This window comes from Pigmentiphaga daeguensis (assembly GCF_039523035.1).
GTDB lineage: Bacteria > Pseudomonadota > Gammaproteobacteria > Burkholderiales > Burkholderiaceae_B > Pigmentiphaga > Pigmentiphaga daeguensis.
Window position 1 is genome coordinate 13,346 of the sequence record NZ_BAAAEN010000016.1, and the last position, 19,491, is coordinate 32,836.

A 19,491-nucleotide genomic window follows, 5' to 3' on the forward strand; every position below is an offset into this window, starting at 1 on the left:
GGATTCCTTGTGAAGGATCAGCGTTTGGCTTGCAGAAGGTCCCGGCCGGCCGACGGCGGCATCGCGAGCGTCATGGCCGCACTGGCCAGGGCGACGGCGCCCAGGACGAGGTAGACCCAGGAATAGGCGGCATCGCCCGTGCCGGCCGCGGCCCCGCCCTGGAGCAGCAGCGCGGCCGCGGCCACGCCCATGGCCACGGTCAGGTTCTGGATGGCCAGGAAGAAGCTGGTGGCGGCGGCCAGCCGGGGCCGCGCCACGTCGGCATAGGCCAGCGTGCCGTAGGCGTTCATCTGCAACGAGCGCGCCCAGCCAAAGCCGAACAGCGTGGCCGCGTACACGACCATGGCCTCGCGCGGCGGCACCCATCCCGCCGCCGCCAGGCAGCCGGCCGCCAGCGCGCCATGCAGGAACAACCCCTTGCGGTATCCGGTCCGGCGCAGGATCTTGCCGCTGAAGAACTTCATCGCGAAGCCTCCCACGGCCGGGACCAGCACGAACAGCCCCGCCTCGAGCGGGCTGTAGCCGTCGCGCTGCTGCAAGGTCACGGGCAGCAGGAAGGGCACGCCACCCACGGCGATGCGAAACACCGAACCGCCCGCCATCGCGTCACGAAAGCTGCGCAATGTCAGCAGATCCAAGGCCAGCACGGGTTCGGCCGTGCGCCGCGCATGCCGCACATAGGCTGCCACCAGCAGTGCGCCGGCCGCCAGCGCCGCCACGGCCGGCCCGGTCCGGACCCGGGCCTCAGCCAGCGCCATCAGTCCCCACATCAGGCAGGCGAAGCCGATGCCGCTCAGCAGCGTGCCGCGCAGGTCGAAAGCGCCCTGGCCCCGGCCTTCGGTGGCGGGCAGGAAGCGCCGGACCAGCCATAGCGCGCCCAGGCACAGCGGCACGTTGATCCAGAAGATCCAGCGCCATCCCACATAGGTCGTCAGGAGGCCGCCCAGGAACGGGCCGACCATCGGCGCGATCATGGCCAGCAGGATCACCAGCGCCATCGCCTCGACCAGTTCGTGCTTGGCGGCGGTGCGCAGCACGATCAGCCGGCCCACCGGCGCCATCAGGGCGCCCGCCATGCCCTGCACGAAGCGCAGCACGATCAGGACGAGGGCGTTGGGCGCGAAGCCGCAGGCGATGGAGCTGGCCAGGAACAGCCAGATCGCGCCGGCGAACACCCGCTTGTCGCCGTGACGTTCTGCCAGCCTGCCGCTCAGCGGAATCAGGATGGTCAGCCCCAGCAGGTAGGCGGTAATGGTGGCGCTGAGCGTGACCGTGTCCGAGTTCAGGTCCGCCGCCATCGCGGGCAGCGCCGAGGCCACGCTGGTCGCGTCGAGCTGTTCGACGAAGAAAATGGACGAGACGATCCATGCGGTGCGCCGGGTCTGCGGCGACAGGCGCTCGGGCGGCGCGGCCGCCGCGGTGGCTGCTGGAGGCATCAGGCCGCCCGGCGCACACCGGCCGTGCCGGCATCCGCTTCAATTTCCGCCTCGCCGGCGATCAGTGTCCGCAGCGCCTGCCGGACCACCTGCCGCTGGGCCGGCGTTTCCCATTGCGCGCGCGGGAACTCGCCCACCACCCGCCCGGGCCGGTCGAAGACCAGCACGCGGTCGGCCATGGACAACGCCTCGTCCAGCGAATGCGTGATCTGCAGGACGGTCTGGCCACGCGCCTTCGCGATGCGCTGGAAGTCGCCGCGCAACGCGGCGGCGGTCACCTCGTCCAGCGCGCCGAAGGCCTCGTCGGCGATCATGACCTCGGGCTGGGTGATCAGCGCCCGCGCCAGCGCCACCCGCTGGCGCATGCCGCCCGACAGTTGCTGGGGATAGGCCTGTTCGTGGCCAGCCAGGCCGACCTTGTGCAGCAGTTCGACGGCCTGCGCCTCGGTGCCGGACGAGCGGGCGCGCAGGATCTCCAGCGGCACCAGCACGTTGTCGAGCGCCGAGCGCCAAGGCAGCAGGCGATCGGTCTGGAAGACGCAGCCTATCCGGCCGCGCAGGCGGTTGAAGTCGCGCAGGGGATCGACGCCCAGCACTCGCACCCGGCCGGCCGAAGCTTCCGCCAGGCCCAGGATCAGGTTGACCGCCGTCGATTTGCCACAGCCGGTGCGGCCGACGATGCAGACGTGTTCGCCGGCGGACACGGAAAAACTCAGGTCGGCGATGGCCGGCGCGCGGCCCTTGCCGAACCGCTTCTCGACCTGGGTGAATGCAATGGCGTCAGGCATGGCTGCGTACTCCGTCATGGCCGCGATACGACAGGAAGCGGCGTTCGAGGCCGCTCAGCACCTGATTGCTCAGGATGACGAAGGCCACCAGCACGGCCGTCCAGACGATGGTCTGGTCCATGCGGAACATCTCCTGCGACACGCGCAACTGGTGGCCGATGCCGGTGATGCCGCCCAGCAGCTCGGCCATGATGGTGACGCGGGTGGCATTGCCGATGTTGATTCGCCACACCGTCAGCAGCGACGGCAGGACCGCCGGCCACCACAGGATGCGCGCCCGCTGCCAAGGCGTGGGCCGCATGGATTGCACGAGGTCCACCCAGTCGCGCGGGATGCCGCGCAGGGCGTCGCGGGCCTGGTAGAAGAACGCGGGCAGCGCCGAGGTGACTACCACGAAGGCGATGCGCGCCTCGGCATCGCGGAACCAGAGGATGGCGAAGATGACCCAGCACAGGGACGGAATGCCCTGCTTGAGCTCGACCAGCGGCACCAGGAAGCGCTCGACGTGGACGTTGCCGGCCACGGCCGCGCCCAGCAGGGACGACACCAGGAACGATGCCAGCAGGTACGCCCAGATGCGTCCGTAGGTGATGGCGATGGCGGACCAGCCTTCGGGCGAGGCCAGCAGATCGCCGCCGGTGGCCGCTATCTGTGCCAGCGAGGGGAAGAACATGGGAGTCGAATGATGCGACGCCCATTCCCACGCCCCCAGCATCAAGGCAATGGCCAGCGCGGCTTCCCACGGCACGGCCGGCCAGGCGGCCGGCCGCGCGCCGCGCCTGCGTGCCGCTACGCGAGGGTCCGCCAGGCTACTCATTCCTTCCTTCCACGTCGAAGGCGGACACCAGCGAATCGAGTTCCGCGTCGGTCAGCGGGCGCGGCAACTGGCCGCCCTCGGGCAACAGCTTCTGGGTCAGCAGCGCCACGGTCTTGATGTGGCGGCGCAGGGGCTCGATGCGGGTCAGGTCGCGATAACGTTCCAGCACGCCTTGCAATGCGTCCACCTCGACCTGCGCCTCCTTGGACACCAGACGGGCGGCCTCGGCCGGCTTTTGCCGGATGAACGCCGCCGCTTCGCGGTTGGCCGCGTAGAACTTGCGGATCAGCGCCTGGTTGGGCGCCTGGGCGATCCACGGCGACGCCACGCCCAGCGTGATGGACGGCACGAAATCCGTGCCCGAGGCCTTCTGCCAGACGGCCTTGTCGAACACCGGCAGCGCATGCAACGCCCCCTTGCCCTGCGCGACCGCGGCGGCGCCCTCGGTGGGATTGACCAGCAGGGCGTCGATGCGCCCCAGTTGCAGCTCGGCCAGTCCCGCGGCGCCGCGCGCGCTCGAGGACTTGATCGTGACCTTGCCCAGGTCCACGCCCCGGGCCTGCAGGAACCACTTCGACAGCGCCCAGCTTCCCGTGATGGTGTCGGTCTGCACCACCTTGCCCTGGAGCTGCTTGATGTCCGTGATCGCGGGATCGCGGATGACGATGTCCGACTCGAAATTGAAGATGTTCCACAGCAACGTGAAATCGGCGCCCTGCTGCTTGAAGCGGCTGACCGCGGCGATCGCGGCGCAGAAGCAGACTGGATCCCGGCCCGTGGCGAAATCGGTATAGGCCACGTTGGAAGGCTTGGGCGTGACGGTCAGTTCGAACCCGTGCTTGCGGTCCAGCCCCAGCTTCTGGATCAGCACCGGTATCCATATGCTTTGCGAAGGCGGCGAGAACACCGTGACCGCCAGCCTGGGCAGCGGCTCGGCCGCCTGGGCGAAGGATACCGTGGCGTTCACCGCCAGCCCCACGGCCAGCGCGGTGCCGACCTTGCGGAACAGCTCTTTCAGGTTTTTCATGACTATCAGTCCAGCACCGCGCGATGCAGCACGCGGTCTTGTCCCGCGTAGTTGAAGATGCCCCGATGCTGGACGATACGGTTATCCCAGATCAGCGCGGCGCCGGTCTCCCAGCGGTACTCGGTGCAGACTTCGGGCGACTTGATGAACTCGAACACGATGCCCAGCAGATGGTCGCTGACCAGCCGAGGCACGCCCAGCACCCGCTGCGCATAGAGTTCGCAGGCGAAAAGCTGGCGCGCGCCGGTTTCCGGATGCACCCGCACCAGCGGCACCTCCAGCGGTGGCGTGTCGAGCCGCGCCTGGGCCAGCCGCTCCGGATCGCCGTAGGACATGGACACCAGCCCCATCTGGTCGGCGTTGTGCAGGATGGTCAACGTGTCCAGATAGGCCGCGAAGCGTGGATCGAGCAGTTGGTAGGCCGCCGTGGCGTTCGAGAACAGCGTCCCGCCGCCGTGCCGGGGCGCCTGCACGGCGTACAGGGCCGTGAACTTCTGCGGACGCTCGCGATAGGCCTGGTCGATGTGCCAGATATAGTTGGTGCGCGTCTTCTTGCGCGCCGAATCGATGGCGTTGGCCTCGCCGCCCACGCGCGGCGCCTGGGGGTTGCCGGCGAACCGGGGCGAGCCGAACAAGGCGGCGAACGGCTCGAAGTCGCCGGCCGCGACCGATCCCGGCTCGAACGACAGGAAGCCGTACTCCAGCAGGGCGCGGTAAAGGAAGGCCTGGACTTCGTCCGGTGTCCGGACCTCGGGCTGGAAGCGGAACCCCTGGACCAGTCCCCCCACGATGGGGGAATACGGCTGGATGCGGATTTCGCCCAGGCGCGCCTCGTCGTAGCGATACAGCTCGGGGGCGAGGATGCGGGGTTGGTGCAGCTCGGTGTCCGCGGGCCGATGCAGCGGTTTGAGCAATGCGTTCATCGTCATTCGTCTCGCGAAAGAGAGCCAGAATAACGACGGCCGCCGCGGCCGCTAACGAATGTTTCCGAGTTTCGTTATGCGTCGCGTGAAAGCGGGAGAGCGCGGGCGGGGCAGTTGCCCCGCCGGCTCGGAGAGGACTTACTTGATGACGGTCAGCTTCGGCCGGCCACGATCGGGGCCGCCCGAGGGCGCGGGATCCGTATCGTCCGGCCCTTCGTCGGACGAGGCCGGAGGCGTCTCGCCCGCCGGTACGGCGGACAGTTGCGGACGGCTGCCCGACACGTTCTCCTGGGGCTCGGCGGCAGCGGCGTCGTCGACGACCGGACTGTCGGGCGCGGCGCCCGTGCCTGCGGGCGGTCCCGCCTCGAAGGCCATGCCATGTCCGGTCTCGCGGGCGTAGATGGCCGTGACCGCATCCACCGGGACGGAAATCTGGCGCGCCACGCCGCCAAAGCGCGCCTGGAACTCGATGAACTCGTTGCCCAGTTGCAGCTTGTGGGTGGCCAGCCTGCCGACGTTCAGGACGATCTCGCCGTTCTTGACGTGCTCGCGGGGCACCACTACCCGCTCGTCGACGGTCACCGCCAGGTGCGGCGTGTAGCCGTTGTCGGTGCACCACTCGTGCAGCGCGCGGATCAGGTAAGGCTTGGTGGAGATTTCGCTCATGGTTGCATCCCTCGCGCGGCATGCCGCGGCTCGCGCACGGCCCGGACAGCAAGGGCCGCCGCGCGGGGCCGGCGGATGATCCGTGCGCTGCGCATCAGCGGCGCATGACCTTTTCGGACGGCGTCAGCGCCTCGATGTACGCCGGCCGCGAGAAGATGCGCTCGGCATACTTCTGCAGGGGGGCGGCGTTCTTCGGCAGCTCGATGCCATAGTGGTCCAGGCGCCAGAGCAGCGGCGCGATCGCCACGTCCAGCATCGAGAACTCTTCGCCAAGCATAAACTTGTTTTTCAGGAAGATCGGCGCGAGCTGCGAAAGCCGGTCGCGGATCTGCTGGCGCGCCTGTTCGAGCGCCTTCTCGTCGGCGCGGCTTTCCCGGGCTTCCAGCGTGCCGACGTGCACGAACAGTTCTTTCTCGAAGTTGAACAGGAACAGCCGCGCGCGAGCGCGCATCACCGGATCGGCGGGCATCAGCTGCGGATGCGGGAAGCGCTCGTCGATGTACTCGTTGATGATGTTCGACTCGTACAGCACCAGATCGCGCTCGACCAGGATGGGCACCTGGCCGTACGGGTTCATGACGGCGATGTCCTCGGGCTTGTTGTAGAGGTCGACGTCGCGGATTTCGAAATCCATGCCCTTTTCGAACAACACGAAACGGCAGCGTTGGGAAAACGGACACGTGGTTCCGGAGTAAAGCACCATCATGGCGGGGCCTCCGAGAGGGTATGTAAAAACGTTAAAGGGCCAGCCATCCAAGAGGATGCTGGCCCCGGACAGGTAGTTCGAGAACTACTTGACGTCCTTCCAGTACACGGCGTTCAGGCGCCAGGTGATGACCGTGAAGAAAGCCAGGAAAATCAGCACCCACACCCCCAGCCGCACGCGATGCTGCTGCACGGGCTCGGCCATCCACGACATGAACGCGACCAGATCGGCCACGTCGTTGTCGTACGCTTGCACCCGGGCCGCATCCTTGGCCGTGAAACGCGTTTCCATCGTTTCGTGGCCATGGTAGTCGGCAACCGGCTCATGCTTGACGGTGGCAGCGCCATTCACGTCGTAGGTCGTCGTGACACGCTCCCAGCCGTGCTCGCCTTCGCCCCGGTGCATGGCGACGGTGGTGAGTTCGCGCGGACCCTGGCGTTCCCACAGGACATGAGGCATGCCCACGTTGGGAAAGACCAGGTTGTTCCAGCCCGTGGGCCGGGTATCGTCGCGGTAGAACGTACGCAGGTAGGTGTAGAGGTAATCGGCGCCCGACGGTCCCGCGTTGACGGATTTCGCCCGGGCAATGACCGACAGGTCGGGAGGCGCGGCGCCGAACCATTCCTTCGCCTCTTTGGCGCTCATGGCAACGGTCATCATGTCGCCGACTTTGCCGTCCGTGAACAGGAGGTTGTCCTTGATCTGTTCGTCGGTCAGGCCGATGTCCTTGAGCCGATTGTACCGCATCGACGAGGCGGCATGACAGTTCAGGCAATAGTTGACGAACAGTTTGGCCCCGTTTTGCAGGGCCGGCAGGTCGTTCAGGCGCGAGGGCGCCTTCTCGAGGTGATACCCGCCTTCGGCTGCCTGCACCCCAGTGCAGGCAAGCATCAGAATCAGTAGACCGAGCAGCTTCTTCATCGTGATATCCGTTAGTCTGTCGGGCCGGCGCAACCGCCGCCGGCCCGGTGAACATCCTCAGTGGGCGGAGAAAGTGACACGTTCGGGCACAGGCTTGAACGTGCCGAGCCGGCTCCAGAACGGCATCAACAGGAAGAAGCCGAGGTAGAGGACCGTGCCGATCTGCGAGATGAGGTTGAAGACGTCGTTGGGCGGCTGCGTGCCCAGGTAGCCCAGCACCAGGAAGTTGACGATGAAGATGCCGTAGATCCACTTGTGCCAACCGGGACGGTAGCGGATGGACTTCACGGGCGAATGATCGAGCCAGGGCAGGAAGAACAGGATGACCACCGCGCCGCCCATCGTCAGCACGCCCCAGAACTTGGCGTCCCAGACGCGCAGCAGGACGGCGATGGCCAGCAGCACCACGACGATGGCGATCTTGGCGACGCCGCTGACGCGGCTCTTGAGCAGGAACCACACCGCCGCCGCGACCGCGGCGAACGCCAGCACCCAGGTGAAGTCGTCGGTGCAGGCACGCAGCATCGAGTAGAACGGCGTGAAGTACCAGACCGGCGCGATGTGCGGCGGGGTCTTGAGCGGATCGGCCGGGATGAAGTTGTTGTACTCGAGGAAGTAGCCGCCCATCTCCGGCGCGAAGAAGACGATCGCGCTGAAGATCATCAGGAAGATCGCCACACCGAACAGGTCGTGCACGGAGTAGTAGGGATGGAACGGGATGCCGTCGAGCGGAACGCCGTTGGCGTCCTTCTTGGCCTTGATCTCGACGCCGTCGGGGTTGTTGGAGCCGACTTCGTGCAGCGCGATGACGTGCGCCACGACCAGGCCCAGCAGCACCAGGGGCACGGCGATGACGTGGAACGAGAAGAAGCGGTTCAGGGTCGCGTCGGAGACGACGTAGTCGCCGCGGATCAGGATCGCCAGGTCAGGACCGACGAACGGGATGGCCGAGAACAGGTTCACGATCACCTGGGCGCCCCAGTAGGACATCTGGCCCCAGGGCAGCAGGTAGCCCATGAAGGCCTCGGCCATCAGGCACAGGAAGATCGCCACGCCGAAGATCCAGACCAGCTCGCGCGGCTTGCGGTACGAGCCGTAGAACAGCCCGCGCAGCATGTGCAGGTACACCACGACGAAGAACATCGAGGCGCCGGTGGAGTGCATGTACCGGACGAGCCAGCCCCACGGCACTTCCCGCATGATGTATTCGACCGACTGGAACGCGCGTTCGGCGTCGGGCTTGTAGTGCATGACCAGGAAAATCCCGGTCACGATCTGGATGACCAGCACCAGGAGCGCCAGCGAGCCGAAGAAATACCAGAAATTGAAGTTCTTCGGTGCGTAGTACTCGGACAGGTGCGCTTTCCAGGTCGAGGTGAGCGGAAAGCGGGCGTCGATCCAGCCCAGAAGGCCAGTGGTCTCGACATTCTTCTCGCCAGCCATGGCTGCTGCTCCTTTTGCTCGGCGGGTTCGGCGCTGCGCTGCTTGGTGCCGCAACGCCGACGTGTTTCTATGGCTACGTTTGACAGGAGGACGCGGTTATCGCCTCCCCCGCTGCGAATGACTGACGCTCAGGCCTTGTTGTTCTTGTCGACACCGACCACGATCTTGGTATCGGACACGAACTCGTAGGGAGGAATCGTCAGGTTGTCGGGCGACGGCTTGTTCTTGTACACCCGTCCGGCCATGTCGAAGGTCGACCCATGGCAGGGGCACAGGAAGCCGCCGTGCCAATCGGCCGGCAGGTTGGGCTGGGGCCCGGTGGCGAACCGGGCGGTGGGCGAGCACCCGAGGTGCGGGCAGATGCCGACGGCGACGAGGTACTCGGGCTTGATCGAGCGGTACTCGTTGCGCGCGTACTCGGGCGTGATTTCGTTCGGGTTGCGCTCGGAGTTGGGGTCGGCGAGCTGGGCGTCGACTTCCTTCAGCGTGGCAAGCTGCTCGGGCGTCCGGCGGATGATCCAGACCGGCTTGCCGCGCCACTCGACGGTGCGCATTTCACCGGGCTGCATGTCTCCAATTTCGACTTCCACCGGAGCACCCGCCGCCTTCGCCCGTTCGGACGGGGCGAACGTGCTGACGAAAGGAACGGCCACTCCTACGGCCGCGACTCCCCCGACAGCACAGGTGGTGCCGACCCAGAAACGGCGGTCGGCGTCTACCACTTTGTCCTGACTCATTGATTGACCCTCAAGATTACTTCTTCTCTTAGCACTTGAAAGCAGATTGGCGCTCTTGGCGGACCGGCGCCTTATAGTAACCTTCGAGTATAACGCAATGCCTACAGGGCCCGACAGACTTCGTAGCACATTCGCCATCGCACTGTTACGGCCGAGCTCACCGCCACGCAGAAAAATGAGAGATACTCTCGCGCAACAACAAACGGGAGGTGGTCCATGAGCATCATGAAGGAGTTCCGCGATTTCGCGATGCGCGGCAACGTCGTCGACCTCGCGGTCGGTGTGATCATCGGCGCGGCGTTCGGCAAGATCGTCGACTCCCTGGTCAAAGACATCGTCATGCCGATCGTCAACGTCATCCTGGGCGGCAACGTCGATTTCAGCAACAAGTTCATCGTACTCCGGGCGCCGGCCGACTACACCGGCCCGCAGACCTACGACGCCCTCAGCAAGGCCGGCGCCACCCTGCTCGGGTGGGGCAATTTCCTGACTATTCTGATCAACTTCGTGCTGCTGGCCTTCGTCATCTTCTGGATGGTCAAGGCCATGAACCGCGCCCAGGCCCGCTTCACCAAGGAAGCCCCGCCGCCGGCGCCCGCGCCGACACCGGAAGACGTCGAACTGCTGCGCGAAATCCGCGATCTGCTGAAGAGGTAGCCCCCCCCTACGCCCTGCGGGCGCCCCCCAGGGGGCGAAACCGGCGGACTGGCGGAGCCAGATCCGCGGTTTCCTGGGTCTAGGGAAACTATCTTGGATAGAAGCACGGTTGCTACCGCTGGCAGCTGGCAATAGCAACGGTGCTACGACCCACGAGGGTCCCACTAGACCCAGGATGCGGTGGATCCGGCTCCGCCGGTCCACCCGCATCGCCCCCTTGAGGGGGCCCGCGTAAGCGGGTAGGGGGTGGGCTTCCCCCCCCCTCAGACCGGGTTGTCGATGTCGATGAAATCCACCCGGATGCCGAAGCGGTCGGCGATGGCGCGGCCCAGGGCCTGGACGCCGTAGCGTTCGGTGGCGTGGTGGCCGGCGGCCAGGAAGGCGGTGCCGGTTTCGCGGGCGAGGTGGACGGTGGGTTCGGAGATCTCGCCGGTGATGTAGGTCTGGGCGCCGGCGTCGATGGCGTCCTGGAGCATGCCCTGGGCCGCGCCGGTGCACCAGGCGATGCGGCCCGCGGGACGGGAGGGGTCGCCGATCAGCATGGGTTCGCGCTGCAGGCGCTGCGCGATGCGGGCCGCCAGGTCGCCCACCGTGGCCAGGCCGGGGGCCTGGCCCAGCCAGATCAGGCCGTCATGGCCGGCGGTCTGGGGCACGCCCTCCACGAAGTGGGGGGCCAGGCCCAGCACCTCGGCCAGTTGTGCGTTGTTGCCCCACCGGGGGTGGGCATCCAGGGGCAGGTGGTAGGCGAACAGGTTCAGGTCATGGCCCAGGACCAGCGACAGGCGGGTGCGGCGGGTGCCCCGCACGCGGGGGTCCTCGTTCTTCCAGAACCAGCCGTGGTGGACCAGCAGGCCGTCCGCCCCGGCGGCGATGGCATGCCGAATGGCGGCCTCGGATGCGGTGACGGCGGCGATAATATGCCGGACCACGGGCCGTCCCTCGACCTGCAATCCGTTCGGACAGTAGTCGCGGAAGCGGGCGACCTGCAGTTCGGCGGCCAGCCAGGACGCGAGTTCCTCGGCGCTGACGCCGCCCGCGCCCCCCGCTGGTGCATGGGTTTGCGCTGAGGCCCGCTCGCCTGCGATCATTGTCAATCTCCTAAGCTAGGGAAAAGTATTTTGCACATGCGCCGACTATGGCTGATCTTTGCCCAGACCACCACCGTCTGTCTGGCCATTTTATTCATCGTCGCCACCCTGCGCCCCGAATGGCTGCCACGCCGCGGGGGCCCGGGCAGCAATAACGCCATCGTCGTCCCGTTCTTCGAGGCCTCGCCCTCGCCGACCGGCGAAGGCGGCGCGACCGCGTCCTATGCGGCGGCCACCCACAAGGCGGCGCCGGCCGTGGTGAACATCTTCACCAGCAAGGACACGCCCCAGCAGCCTGCCTATCCGTTCTCCGACGATCCGGTATTCCGGCGTTTCTTCGGCGAACCCGACACCAACCCCGAACCGGTCTCCAGCCTGGGATCGGGCGTCATCGTCAGCCCGGAAGGCTACATCCTGACCAACAACCATGTGATCGAGGCGGCGGACGAGATCGAAGTGGCGCTGGCCGATGGCCGCAAGGGCAAGGCCACCCTGGTCGGGTCCGATCCCGAGACCGACCTGGCGGTACTGAAGCTGGCGCTGCCCAACCTGCCCTCGGTCACCTTCGGCCGGGCCGAGGATCTCCAGGTGGGCGACGTGGTGCTGGCCATCGGCAACCCGTTCGGCGTGGGCCAGACCACGACCATGGGCATCGTCTCGGCGCTGGGCCGCACCCACCTGGGCATCAACACCTTCGAGAACTTCATCCAGACCGACGCCGCCATCAACCCCGGCAATTCCGGGGGCGCGCTGATCGACGCCCAGGGCAACCTGGTCGGCATCAACACCGCCATCTATTCCCGCTCGGGCGGCTCGCTGGGCATAGGCTTCGCGATCCCGGTCAGCACGGCGCGCCAGGTGATGGAGCAACTGATCACGACCGGCACGGTCACGCGGGGCTACATCGGCGTCGAGCCGCAGGACCTGACGGCCGAGCTGGCCGACGCCTTCAAGCTGTCGCGCAAGGAAGGCGTCATCATCGCCGGCGTGGTGCGCGGCGGGCCGGCGGCCAAGGCCGGCATACGCACGGGCGACATCGTGGTATCGGTCGCGGGCAAGGCCATCCTGGACACCACCACGATGCTGAACGCCATCGCCCAGTTGCCGCCGGGCGAGAAGGTGTCCATCAAGATCGTCCGTGGCGGACAGGAAATGGAAGCCAGCGTGACCATCGGCACGCGGCCCAAGCCCAGGCGCGAGGCCCAGCAACCCTGACGCCGGCCCGGACCTACTTGCGGCCCAGGCCCAGGTAGCTCTCGACCACGCGCGGATCGTCCGCCAGCTCGCGGGCCGGGCCGGCCAGCACCACCTGGCCGGTCTCCAGCACATAGGCGTAGTCGGCCGTCTGCAAGGCCGCGCGCGCGTTCTGCTCGACCAGCAGGATGGCCACGCCGCGGCGCCGCAGTTCGGCGATGATGAGGAAGATTTCCTTGACGATGCGCGGCGCGAGCCCCAGCGATGGCTCGTCCAGCAGCAGCAGGCGGGGCTTGGCCATGAGGGCGCGCCCCAGGGCCAGCATCTGGCGCTCGCCGCCGGACAGGGTGGCAGCCAGCTGGCGGCGGCGTTCCTTGAGCCGGGGGAAGAGCCCGTAGACTTCCTCCATCGACGCGGCCTGGTCGCGATGGCCCGAGCGATAGCGCTGGAAAGCGCCCAGCAGCAGATTGTCCTCGACGCTCATCTCGCCGAACAGTTCGCGTTTCTCGGGCACGAGGTTCAGGCCGGCGGCGACCATCTGCTCGATGTCCACGCGGCGCTGTGGACGGCCCTCCAGGCTGATGGCACCACGCGCCGGCAGCAGTCCCATGATGGCCGACAGCAAGGTGGTCTTGCCCGCGCCGTTGGGGCCGATCACCGTCACGATGGTGCCCGCCGGCACCGCCAGGTCTATGCCATGCAGCGCCTCGACCTTGCCGTAGGACACCGACAGGCCCGAGACCTCGAGCAGCGGCGCGGCCATTGCCGCCGACCCCGTCATTCCACACCTCCCAGATACGCTTCCAGCACGCGCGGATCGCGCTGCACGTCCTCGGGCAAGCCCTCGGCGATCTTCTCTCCGAACTCCATCACCACCACGCGGTCGGCCAGGCCCATGACGAAATCCATGTCGTGCTCGACCAGCAGGATGGCCATGCCTTCGGCGCGCAGCGCCTTCAGGGTGTCGGACAGGGCCTGCTTCTCGAGGTAGCGCAGGCCGGCCGCCGGCTCGTCCAGCAACAGCAGGCAGGGATCGGCGCACAGCGCGCGGGCGATCTCCAGCATGCGCTGCTTGCCCAGCGGCAACGAACCGGCCGCCACGTGCAGGGCGTCGCCCAGCCCCACGCGCCGGGCCTGCCGCGCCGCCTCGGCCAACAGGCGCGCCTCCTCGCGGCGTTCCAGGTGCAGGCCGCCCAGCACCAGGCCCGACAGCAGGCCCGGACGCTCCCGCAAGTGGGCGCCCAGCGCGATGTTCTCGATCACGGTCATCTGCGGCAGCAGGCGCACGTGCTGGAACGTGCGGCCCATGCCCAGCGCGGCGATCTCGCGCGAGGGCCGGCCCGTCACGTCCCGCCCGCGGAAGACCACCTTCCCGGAGGTGGGGTCGTCCACGCCGGACAGCAGGTTGAACATGGTGCTCTTGCCCGCGCCGTTGGGGCCGATCAGGGCCAGCACCCCGCCGGCGGGGACGGTGAAGCTGATGTCGTTGTTGGCCACCAGCCCGCCGAAGCGCTTGGTCAGGCCCCGGGCCTCCAATACGACTTCGCCGTGCGCCGGCTGGGCACGCCGCGCCAGCGGCCGCGCTTGCTCGTCGACGGTGCGCCGGGACTCGGCCAGCGGCAGCCAGCGCCGGGCCAGGCGGACGATCACGGGCCAGAGCCCGTCCGGCGCGCGCTGCAAGGCGACCACGAGCAGGATGCCGAAGACGATGCTCTCGAAATTGCCCGAGGCGCCCAGGAGGCCGGGCAGCAGGTCCTGCAGCCATTGCTTGAGCATGGTGACCAGGCCGGCGCCGACCAGCGCGCCCCACACCTGCCCTGCTCCGCCGATGACGGCCATGAACAGGTATTCGATGCCGATATGCAGGCCGAAAGGCGTGGGATTCACGAAGCGCTGCATGTGCGCATACAGCCAGCCCGAGACGCATGCCAGCAGGGCCGCGATCATGAAGATCGCGATGCGCGAGCGGGCGGTGTTCACCCCCATCGACTCGGCCATCACCATGCCGCCCTTCAACGCCCGGATGGCCCGTCCCTCGCGCGAATCGAGCAGGTTGCTGACCAGCAGCATGGCCAGCAGCAGGATCGCCCAGATCAGCCAGAACAGGTGCCGGCCCTTGGACAGGTCCAGCCCGAGGATCGAAATGGGCGGCAGGCCGGACAGCCCGGTATGGCCCCCCAGAAAATCCAGCGTCCCGAACAGGAAGTACAGGCTCAGCCCCCAGGCGATGGTGCCCAGCGGCAGATAGTGCCCGGACAGGCGCAGCGCGATCGCGCCCAGCACCCACGCGGCCACCGCGGTGACCACCAGGCCGGCCAGCAACCCCAACCAGGGCGAGCCGCCCAGCCACGCGAAGGCTGGCGGCAGCGTGGCGATGGATAGCCAGGCACTGGTGTAGGCGCCCAGGCCGACGAAGGCCGCCTGGCCGAAAGAAGTCACCCCGCCCACGCCGGTCAGCAGCACCAGCCCCAGCGCCACCAGCGCGTACAAGCCGATGTAGTTCAGCAGCGTGACGGTGAACTCGGACATCCCGAACACGGCGGCGACGAGCAGGACAAGGCCGGCGCCGACGAACCAGATGGGGCGCAGCCGCATCATTCTTCCTCCACGTGACGCGAGGCGAGCGAGCGCCAGATCAGCACCGGGATGATCAGCGTGAACACGATGACTTCCTTGTAGGCGCTGGCCGCGAACGACGAAAAGGCCTCCAGCAGGCCCACCAGCACCGCGCCGGCGGCGGCCAGCGGATAGCTGGCGAGGCCGGCGATGATGGCGGCGACGAAGCCCTTCAGGCCGATCAGGAAGCCGGTGTCGTAGTAGATGGTCGTGATGGGCGCGATGAGGATGCCCGAGAACGCTCCGATCAAGGCGCACAGCGTGAAGCAGAGCTTGCCGGCCAGGCTGGTCGGAATGCCCATCAGGCGGGCGCCGACCCGGTTCACCGCCGTGGCGCGCAGGGCCTTGCCATACAGCGTCCGGCCGAACAGCACGGTCAGCGCCAGGATGAGGGCGATCGACGAACCGATCACCCACAGCGTCTGGGCCGAGACCGGAATGCCACCCAGCTCGATGCCGCCATCGGTGAACGGCGAAGTGCGCGCTCCTTCGGCGCCGAAGAACAGCAGCCCCAGCCCCACCATGGCCACGTGCACCGCCACCGAGACGATCAGCAGCACCAGGACGCTGCTCTCGGCCACCGGCTGGAAGGCCAGGCGCCAGACCATGGGGCCCATCGGCACCACCACCAGCAGCGCGAACAGGATCTGCACGGCCAGCGGCATTTGCTGGAAATCGACGAAACGCGCGGCGGCGAAGATCAATGCGGGATAGAGCAGGTTCCAGCCGGCGGCCCGCGGAACGGCACGCCAGTCCTGGCGCCGCCACGCGGTCCACAGCTCCACCAGCATGACGGCGCACCCGCCCATGGCCAGCAGCCAGACCGTTCCCGGCAACTGGCCGGCCTGCAAGCCCGCCAGGGTCAGGGCCCCCCAGGCGACGAACTCGCCCTGGGGAATGAAGATCACGCGCGTGACCGTGAAGGCCAGCACCAGCGCCATCCCCAGCAACGCATAGATGGCGCCGTTGACGACACCGTCCTGGATCAGGAAAAGGGCGATCTGTAAATCCATGTCAGCTCCGGCAGGGCCGGAGATCCGCCCTGGTCCACCAGAAAATTACTTGATCAGCTTCCAGCCACCGTTTTCGATCACGACCATGACGCGGGAACGGTTGTCCAGGCCGACGTGGTCCGTGGGGCTCATGTTGAATACCCCGTGCGCGCCCGCCACGTTCTTGACGTTCTCCAGCGCGTCGCGCAGGGCCGCGCGGAACTCCGGCGTGCCCGGCTGCGCCTTCTTCAGGGCGACGGGGACGGCCGCCTCGATCAGCTTGCCGGCATCCCAGGCGTGGGCGCCGAAGGTGGACACCGAGCCCTTGCCGTAGGTCGCCTCGTACTTCTGCACGTACTCGGTGGCCGAGGCCTTGACCGGATTGTCCGCCGGCAACTGGGCCGACACCAGCACCGGACCCGCGGGCAGGAAGGTGCCTTCGATGTCCTTGCCGCCCACGCGCAGGAAGTCGTTGTTGGCCACGCCGTGGGTCTGGTAGTACGTGCCGCGGTAGCCGCGCTCCTTCAGCGTCTTCTGGGGCAGCGCGGCAGGGGTGCCGGCACCGGCGATCAGCACGGCGTCGGGCTTGGCGGCGATCATCTTCAGCACCTGGCCGGTCACCGACGTATCGGTACGGTTATAGCGCTCGTTGGTCAGCACCTTGATGCCGGCGGCCTGGGCCGCCTTCGAGAATTCCTGGTACCAGCCCTCGCCGTAGGCGTCCGCGAAGCCGATGAAGGCCACCGACTTGATCTTCTGGCCCTGCATGTGCTCGACGATGGCCTTGGCCATCTCGGCATCGTTCTGGGGCGTCTTGAAGGCCCAGCGCTTCTTGACGTCCTGGGGTTCGACGATGACGGCCGAGGCGGCCATGGACACCACCGGGGTACCGGTTTCGGCGGCAACGTCGACCATTGCCAGCGAGTTCGGCGTGATGGTCGAACCGACCATCACGTCGACCTTGTCCTCGGTCACGAAACGGCGGGCGTTCTTGACCGCCGTCGTGGTGTCGCTGGCGTCGTCCAGCACGATGTAGTTGACCTTCTGGCCCGCGATGGTCTTGGGCATCAGGGCGAAGGTGTTCTTCTCGGGAATGCCGAGCGAGGCGGCCGGGCCCGTGGCCGAGACGTTGACGCCCACGGTGATGTCGGCCTGCGCGGCGGCGGCGAAAACGCCAAGGCCCACGGCCAGGGCCAGTTTGTTCAAGGAAAACATGAAGGTCCCCCGTTGTGCTTGTTCTGGAACCGAACCCCCGCCCCGGCCGCGCGGGCGGCACCGGGGCACGGCGGGTTCAGACTTTCTCGATGGCGGTCGAATCCGATTCCCGGCTCTTGACGAAGCGGGCCGCCACCAGGCCCAGTTCGTAGAGCACGCATAAAGGTACCGCCAACAAGAACTGGCTGACAACATCCGGCGGCGTGACGACGGCCGCCAGCACGAACGCGCCGACGACGACGTAGCCGCGCGCCGCGGACAGCTTGGCCACCGTGGTCACCCCGGTCTTGACCAGCAGCACCACCGCCACCGGCACCTCGAAGGTCAGGCCGAAGGCCAGGAACATCGTCATGACGAAGTTCAGGTAGGCCTCGATGTCAGGCGCCGGCGTGATCGACTGCGGCGCGAAGGTGGCGATGAAGTGGAAAACGGTCTTGAAGACCACGAAATAGCAGAAGGCCATGCCGGACAGGAACAGCACGGTGCTGGACACGATCAGCGGCAGGGCCAGCCTCTTCTCGTGCTGGTAGAGGCCCGGCGCGACGAAGGCCCAGGCCTGGTACAGCACGAAGGGCAGCGCGAGCACGAAGGACGCCAGCAGCGTGACCTTGACCGGCACCATGAAGGGCGTGATGACGCCGGTGGCGATCATGCGCGTGCCGGGCGGCAGGGTCGCCAGCATGGGCTGGGCCAGCACGTCGTAGATCGCCGAGGCGCCGGGATAAAGGAACAGCACGATGAAGACGGCCACGACCGCGATGATGGCCTTCAGCAAGCGGTCGCGCAGCTCCACCAGGTGGGAGATGAAGCTGTCTTCCTGCGATACGTCTTTGTCAGTCACGTTCTTTCACGTACCGTCGAAGCCTCGGCCGGCTGGCCGGCGGCGGGTTGATCGGCGGACGACGGCAACAGGTCCGGCGGAAACAGCGAGCCCTGCGCGAGGTCCTGCTCGGACGGCGCTTCCTGGGCGGCGGCCGGTTCGGCCCCCTCCGGCTGCGCGGACGAGGCCGCCGGAGCGGCGGGCCCGGCGGCCGGTCCCGTGAAGGGCGCCTCGACCGCCGGAGCAGCTTGGGCGGCCGGCGCGTCGAGCGCGGACGCCTCGGCGGGGGCGGCCGGCTCCTGTGTCCCCGTCGCCGCATCCTTCACGTCGCGGGCGGCCCCCTCGACGGTCTGCTGGACCTCGTTGAGCCCCTTGTGCAGTTCCTCGACGTTGGTCTTGACCGTGGTCTCGAGCGAACGGGCCGCGTCTTCCATTTCCTTGCGCAGGTTGCGCAATTCCTCGAGCTCCATCTCGCGGCGGATGTCGCTCTTGACGTCGTTGACGTAGCGCTGCGCCCGGCCCAGCAGGTGGCCGATGGTACGCGCCACCTTGGGCAGCCGCTCGGGCCCGATAACGATGAGCGCCACCACGCCTATGGTGAGAAGCTCGGTAAAGCTGACGTCGAACATTCAGCGCCTATGGGAACACCCCCTACGCCCTGACGGGCGCCCCCTCAAGGGGGCGGCACTGGCGGACCGGCAGAGCCGGATCCGCGGTGCCCTGGAGTGGGTCGGTTATCTTGGCGCGGGGCGCCTTCGTGTTGATGATGGATCTGGAGGGGAAACCCCTGTCAGGTCCGTTCTTTTTCTTTGGCTTCCACGTCGATGGTGTCGGCGGAGACGCGCTTGGGGTCGGCGGACGTGGTTTCCGGGTTGGAGGCCGCGGCGTCGCCGCCTTCCTTCATCCCTTCCTTGAATCCCTTCACGGCGCCGCCCAGGTCTTGCCCGAGGTTCTTCAGTTTCTTGGTGCCGAAGATCAGAACCACGATCACCAGGACAACCAGCCAGTGCCAAATGCTAAAGCTACCCATTACATGCTCCACGCCTTGCGGCGGAAAATCGTCCAGTCAATAGAGGCGGAAATCGCCCGGCTCAGTCGCGCTTCCAGGGGCGGGGACCGCCTATCACGTGGTAGTGCAGGTGCGGCACTTCCTGTCCACCGTCCGCGCCGTTGTTGGCCATCAGACGGAATCCCCCTTCCGGGCCGGGGCGGCAGCCCTGTTCGAGCGCCAGGCGGGGAATCAGAACCTGCATTCTACCCAACAGCGGCACGTCGCTCGCGGCCACGTCCTGCAGCGATGGAACGTGCCGCTTGGGAATGACCAGGAAGTGTACCGGCGCGATGGGATTGATGTCGTGGAAGGCGAAGATCTCGTCGTCTTCGTAGACCTTGCGCGAGGGGATTTCCCCACGCGCGATCTTGCAGAAAATACAGTTGTCGCTCAT

The 19,491-nt window shown here is 67.2% G+C and carries 21 protein-coding genes; 2 read left to right on the plus strand and 19 right to left on the minus strand.

The annotated features are described in order from the left end of the window. Positions 1 to 17 precede the first annotated feature (17 nt). The 10 genes from ABD104_RS18900 to petA all read right to left on the minus strand — a co-directional run bounded on the left by ABD104_RS18900 (position 18) and on the right by petA (position 9,464). Positions 18 to 1,436, minus strand: coding sequence for an MFS transporter (locus ABD104_RS18900; RefSeq protein ID WP_087838586.1), 1,419 nt, complete (start codon positions 1,434 to 1,436; stop codon positions 18 to 20). Then, on the minus strand, positions 1,436 to 2,224 hold the full coding sequence (locus ABD104_RS18905; protein WP_165963340.1) for an ABC transporter ATP-binding protein: 789 nt from the start codon (positions 2,222 to 2,224) through the stop codon (positions 1,436 to 1,438). Before ABD104_RS18905 ends, ABD104_RS18900 begins: the two co-directional genes overlap by 1 nt. Then, a complete protein-coding gene (locus ABD104_RS18910) occupies positions 2,217 to 3,041 on the minus strand; it encodes an ABC transporter permease (RefSeq protein ID WP_343928029.1) in 825 nt (274 codons plus the stop codon). The genes ABD104_RS18905 and ABD104_RS18910 overlap by 8 nt, the downstream gene beginning before the upstream one ends. Then, entirely contained in the window at positions 3,034 to 4,068 is a 1,035-nt protein-coding gene (locus ABD104_RS18915; RefSeq protein ID WP_343928030.1) for an ABC transporter substrate-binding protein, read from the minus strand. Before ABD104_RS18915 ends, ABD104_RS18910 begins: the two co-directional genes overlap by 8 nt. A 5-nt stretch (positions 4,069 to 4,073) precedes the next feature. Continuing rightward, a complete protein-coding gene (locus ABD104_RS18920; protein ID WP_165963339.1) occupies positions 4,074 to 4,991 on the minus strand; it encodes a TauD/TfdA dioxygenase family protein in 918 nt (305 codons plus the stop codon). A 138-nt stretch (positions 4,992 to 5,129) separates the two neighbouring features. Then, positions 5,130 to 5,657 carry a ClpXP protease specificity-enhancing factor gene (locus ABD104_RS18925; protein WP_343928031.1) on the minus strand — a complete coding sequence of 176 codons (528 nt, stop codon included), beginning with the start codon at positions 5,655 to 5,657 and terminating at the stop codon, positions 5,130 to 5,132. 94 nt (positions 5,658 to 5,751) lie between these two features. Further along, positions 5,752 to 6,363 (minus strand): glutathione S-transferase N-terminal domain-containing protein, encoded by a 612-nt coding sequence (locus ABD104_RS18930; RefSeq protein ID WP_087838592.1) that lies wholly within the window; start codon positions 6,361 to 6,363, stop codon positions 5,752 to 5,754. 84 nt (positions 6,364 to 6,447) lie between these two features. Continuing rightward, positions 6,448 to 7,290, minus strand: coding sequence for a cytochrome c1 (locus tag ABD104_RS18935; protein ID WP_176400721.1), 843 nt, complete (start codon positions 7,288 to 7,290; stop codon positions 6,448 to 6,450). Between the two features lie 51 nt (positions 7,291 to 7,341). Then, complete coding sequence (locus ABD104_RS18940) at positions 7,342 to 8,727, minus strand: cytochrome b (protein WP_087838594.1); 1,386 nt, start codon at positions 8,725 to 8,727, stop codon at positions 7,342 to 7,344. 128 nt (positions 8,728 to 8,855) lie between these two features. Then, positions 8,856 to 9,464: a ubiquinol-cytochrome c reductase iron-sulfur subunit gene (petA, locus tag ABD104_RS18945; RefSeq protein ID WP_087838595.1), complete on the minus strand. Its 609-nt coding sequence runs from the start codon at positions 9,462 to 9,464 to the stop codon at positions 8,856 to 8,858. A gap of 216 nt (positions 9,465 to 9,680) precedes the next feature. On the opposite strand from petA, the gene mscL reads away from it, so the two are divergent. Continuing rightward, positions 9,681 to 10,121: a large conductance mechanosensitive channel protein MscL gene (gene mscL, locus ABD104_RS18950; RefSeq protein WP_087838596.1), complete on the plus strand. Its 441-nt coding sequence runs from the start codon at positions 9,681 to 9,683 to the stop codon at positions 10,119 to 10,121. A gap of 263 nt (positions 10,122 to 10,384) precedes the next feature. On the opposite strand, the gene ABD104_RS18955 is transcribed toward mscL, so the two are convergent. Continuing rightward, positions 10,385 to 11,209, minus strand: a complete 825-nt coding sequence (locus ABD104_RS18955; RefSeq protein ID WP_087838597.1) for a Nif3-like dinuclear metal center hexameric protein — start codon at positions 11,207 to 11,209, stop codon at positions 10,385 to 10,387. 36 nt (positions 11,210 to 11,245) lie between these two features. On the opposite strand from ABD104_RS18955, the gene ABD104_RS18960 reads away from it, so the two are divergent. After that, on the plus strand, positions 11,246 to 12,424 hold the full coding sequence (locus ABD104_RS18960; RefSeq protein WP_087838598.1) for a S1C family serine protease: 1,179 nt from the start codon (positions 11,246 to 11,248) through the stop codon (positions 12,422 to 12,424). A gap of 13 nt (positions 12,425 to 12,437) precedes the next feature. On the opposite strand, the gene ABD104_RS18965 is transcribed toward ABD104_RS18960, so the two are convergent. From ABD104_RS18965 to ABD104_RS19000, 8 genes are all read right to left on the minus strand, one after another. Beyond that, the gene (locus ABD104_RS18965; protein ID WP_087838599.1) at positions 12,438 to 13,166 is read right to left on the minus strand and encodes an ABC transporter ATP-binding protein; all 729 of its coding nucleotides are present in this window, start codon (positions 13,164 to 13,166) and stop codon (positions 12,438 to 12,440) included. Between the two features lie 14 nt (positions 13,167 to 13,180). Further along, the gene (locus ABD104_RS18970; RefSeq protein WP_425543350.1) at positions 13,181 to 15,001 is read right to left on the minus strand and encodes a branched-chain amino acid ABC transporter ATP-binding protein/permease; all 1,821 of its coding nucleotides are present in this window, start codon (positions 14,999 to 15,001) and stop codon (positions 13,181 to 13,183) included. Next, positions 14,998 to 16,032: a branched-chain amino acid ABC transporter permease gene (locus ABD104_RS18975; protein WP_087838601.1), complete on the minus strand. Its 1,035-nt coding sequence runs from the start codon at positions 16,030 to 16,032 to the stop codon at positions 14,998 to 15,000. The genes ABD104_RS18970 and ABD104_RS18975 overlap by 4 nt, the downstream gene beginning before the upstream one ends. A gap of 45 nt (positions 16,033 to 16,077) precedes the next feature. Further along, positions 16,078 to 17,226 (minus strand): ABC transporter substrate-binding protein, encoded by a 1,149-nt coding sequence (locus tag ABD104_RS18980; protein ID WP_087838743.1) that lies wholly within the window; start codon positions 17,224 to 17,226, stop codon positions 16,078 to 16,080. Positions 17,227 to 17,302: 76 nt separating this feature from the next. Further along, positions 17,303 to 18,067, minus strand: coding sequence for a twin-arginine translocase subunit TatC (tatC, locus tag ABD104_RS18985; protein ID WP_087838602.1), 765 nt, complete (start codon positions 18,065 to 18,067; stop codon positions 17,303 to 17,305). Further along, complete coding sequence (gene tatB, locus ABD104_RS18990) at positions 18,064 to 18,675, minus strand: Sec-independent protein translocase protein TatB (protein ID WP_087838603.1); 612 nt, start codon at positions 18,673 to 18,675, stop codon at positions 18,064 to 18,066. Before tatB ends, tatC begins: the two co-directional genes overlap by 4 nt. Before the next feature lie 161 nt (positions 18,676 to 18,836). Further along, positions 18,837 to 19,076: a Sec-independent protein translocase subunit TatA gene (gene tatA, locus ABD104_RS18995; protein WP_087838604.1), complete on the minus strand. Its 240-nt coding sequence runs from the start codon at positions 19,074 to 19,076 to the stop codon at positions 18,837 to 18,839. Between the two features lie 61 nt (positions 19,077 to 19,137). Beyond that, positions 19,138 to 19,491 (minus strand): histidine triad nucleotide-binding protein, encoded by a 354-nt coding sequence (locus ABD104_RS19000; protein WP_087838605.1) that lies wholly within the window; start codon positions 19,489 to 19,491, stop codon positions 19,138 to 19,140.

Excerpts from the sequence above, each read along its gene's own strand:
- ABD104_RS18900 (WP_087838586.1), bottom strand. The coding sequence starts at position 1,436 with ATGCCTCCAGCAGCCACCGCGGCGGCCGCGCCGCCCGAGCGCCTGTCG.
- ABD104_RS18905 (WP_165963340.1), bottom strand. The coding sequence starts at position 2,224 with ATGCCTGACGCCATTGCATTCACCCAGGTCGAGAAGCGGTTCGGCAAG.
- ABD104_RS18910 (WP_343928029.1), bottom strand. The coding sequence starts at position 3,041 with ATGAGTAGCCTGGCGGACCCTCGCGTAGCGGCACGCAGGCGCGGCGCG.
- ABD104_RS18915 (WP_343928030.1), bottom strand. The coding sequence starts at position 4,068 with ATGAAAAACCTGAAAGAGCTGTTCCGCAAGGTCGGCACCGCGCTGGCC.
- ABD104_RS18920 (WP_165963339.1), bottom strand. The coding sequence starts at position 4,991 with ATGAACGCATTGCTCAAACCGCTGCATCGGCCCGCGGACACCGAGCTG.
- ABD104_RS18925 (WP_343928031.1), bottom strand. The coding sequence starts at position 5,657 with ATGAGCGAAATCTCCACCAAGCCTTACCTGATCCGCGCGCTGCACGAG.
- ABD104_RS18930 (WP_087838592.1), bottom strand. The coding sequence starts at position 6,363 with ATGATGGTGCTTTACTCCGGAACCACGTGTCCGTTTTCCCAACGCTGC.
- ABD104_RS18940 (WP_087838594.1), bottom strand. The coding sequence starts at position 8,727 with ATGGCTGGCGAGAAGAATGTCGAGACCACTGGCCTTCTGGGCTGGATC.
- petA (WP_087838595.1), bottom strand. The coding sequence starts at position 9,464 with ATGAGTCAGGACAAAGTGGTAGACGCCGACCGCCGTTTCTGGGTCGGC.
- mscL (WP_087838596.1), top strand. The coding sequence starts at position 9,681 with ATGAGCATCATGAAGGAGTTCCGCGATTTCGCGATGCGCGGCAACGTC.
- ABD104_RS18955 (WP_087838597.1), bottom strand. The coding sequence starts at position 11,209 with ATGATCGCAGGCGAGCGGGCCTCAGCGCAAACCCATGCACCAGCGGGG.
- ABD104_RS18960 (WP_087838598.1), top strand. The coding sequence starts at position 11,246 with ATGCGCCGACTATGGCTGATCTTTGCCCAGACCACCACCGTCTGTCTG.
- ABD104_RS18965 (WP_087838599.1), bottom strand. The coding sequence starts at position 13,166 with ATGGCCGCGCCGCTGCTCGAGGTCTCGGGCCTGTCGGTGTCCTACGGC.
- ABD104_RS18970 (WP_425543350.1), bottom strand. The coding sequence starts at position 15,001 with ATGATGCGGCTGCGCCCCATCTGGTTCGTCGGCGCCGGCCTTGTCCTG.
- ABD104_RS18975 (WP_087838601.1), bottom strand. The coding sequence starts at position 16,032 with ATGGATTTACAGATCGCCCTTTTCCTGATCCAGGACGGTGTCGTCAAC.
- ABD104_RS18980 (WP_087838743.1), bottom strand. The coding sequence starts at position 17,226 with ATGTTTTCCTTGAACAAACTGGCCCTGGCCGTGGGCCTTGGCGTTTTC.
- tatB (WP_087838603.1), bottom strand. The coding sequence starts at position 18,675 with ATGTTCGACGTCAGCTTTACCGAGCTTCTCACCATAGGCGTGGTGGCG.
- tatA (WP_087838604.1), bottom strand. The coding sequence starts at position 19,076 with ATGGGTAGCTTTAGCATTTGGCACTGGCTGGTTGTCCTGGTGATCGTG.
- ABD104_RS19000 (WP_087838605.1), bottom strand. The coding sequence starts at position 19,491 with ATGAGCGACAACTGTATTTTCTGCAAGATCGCGCGTGGGGAAATCCCC.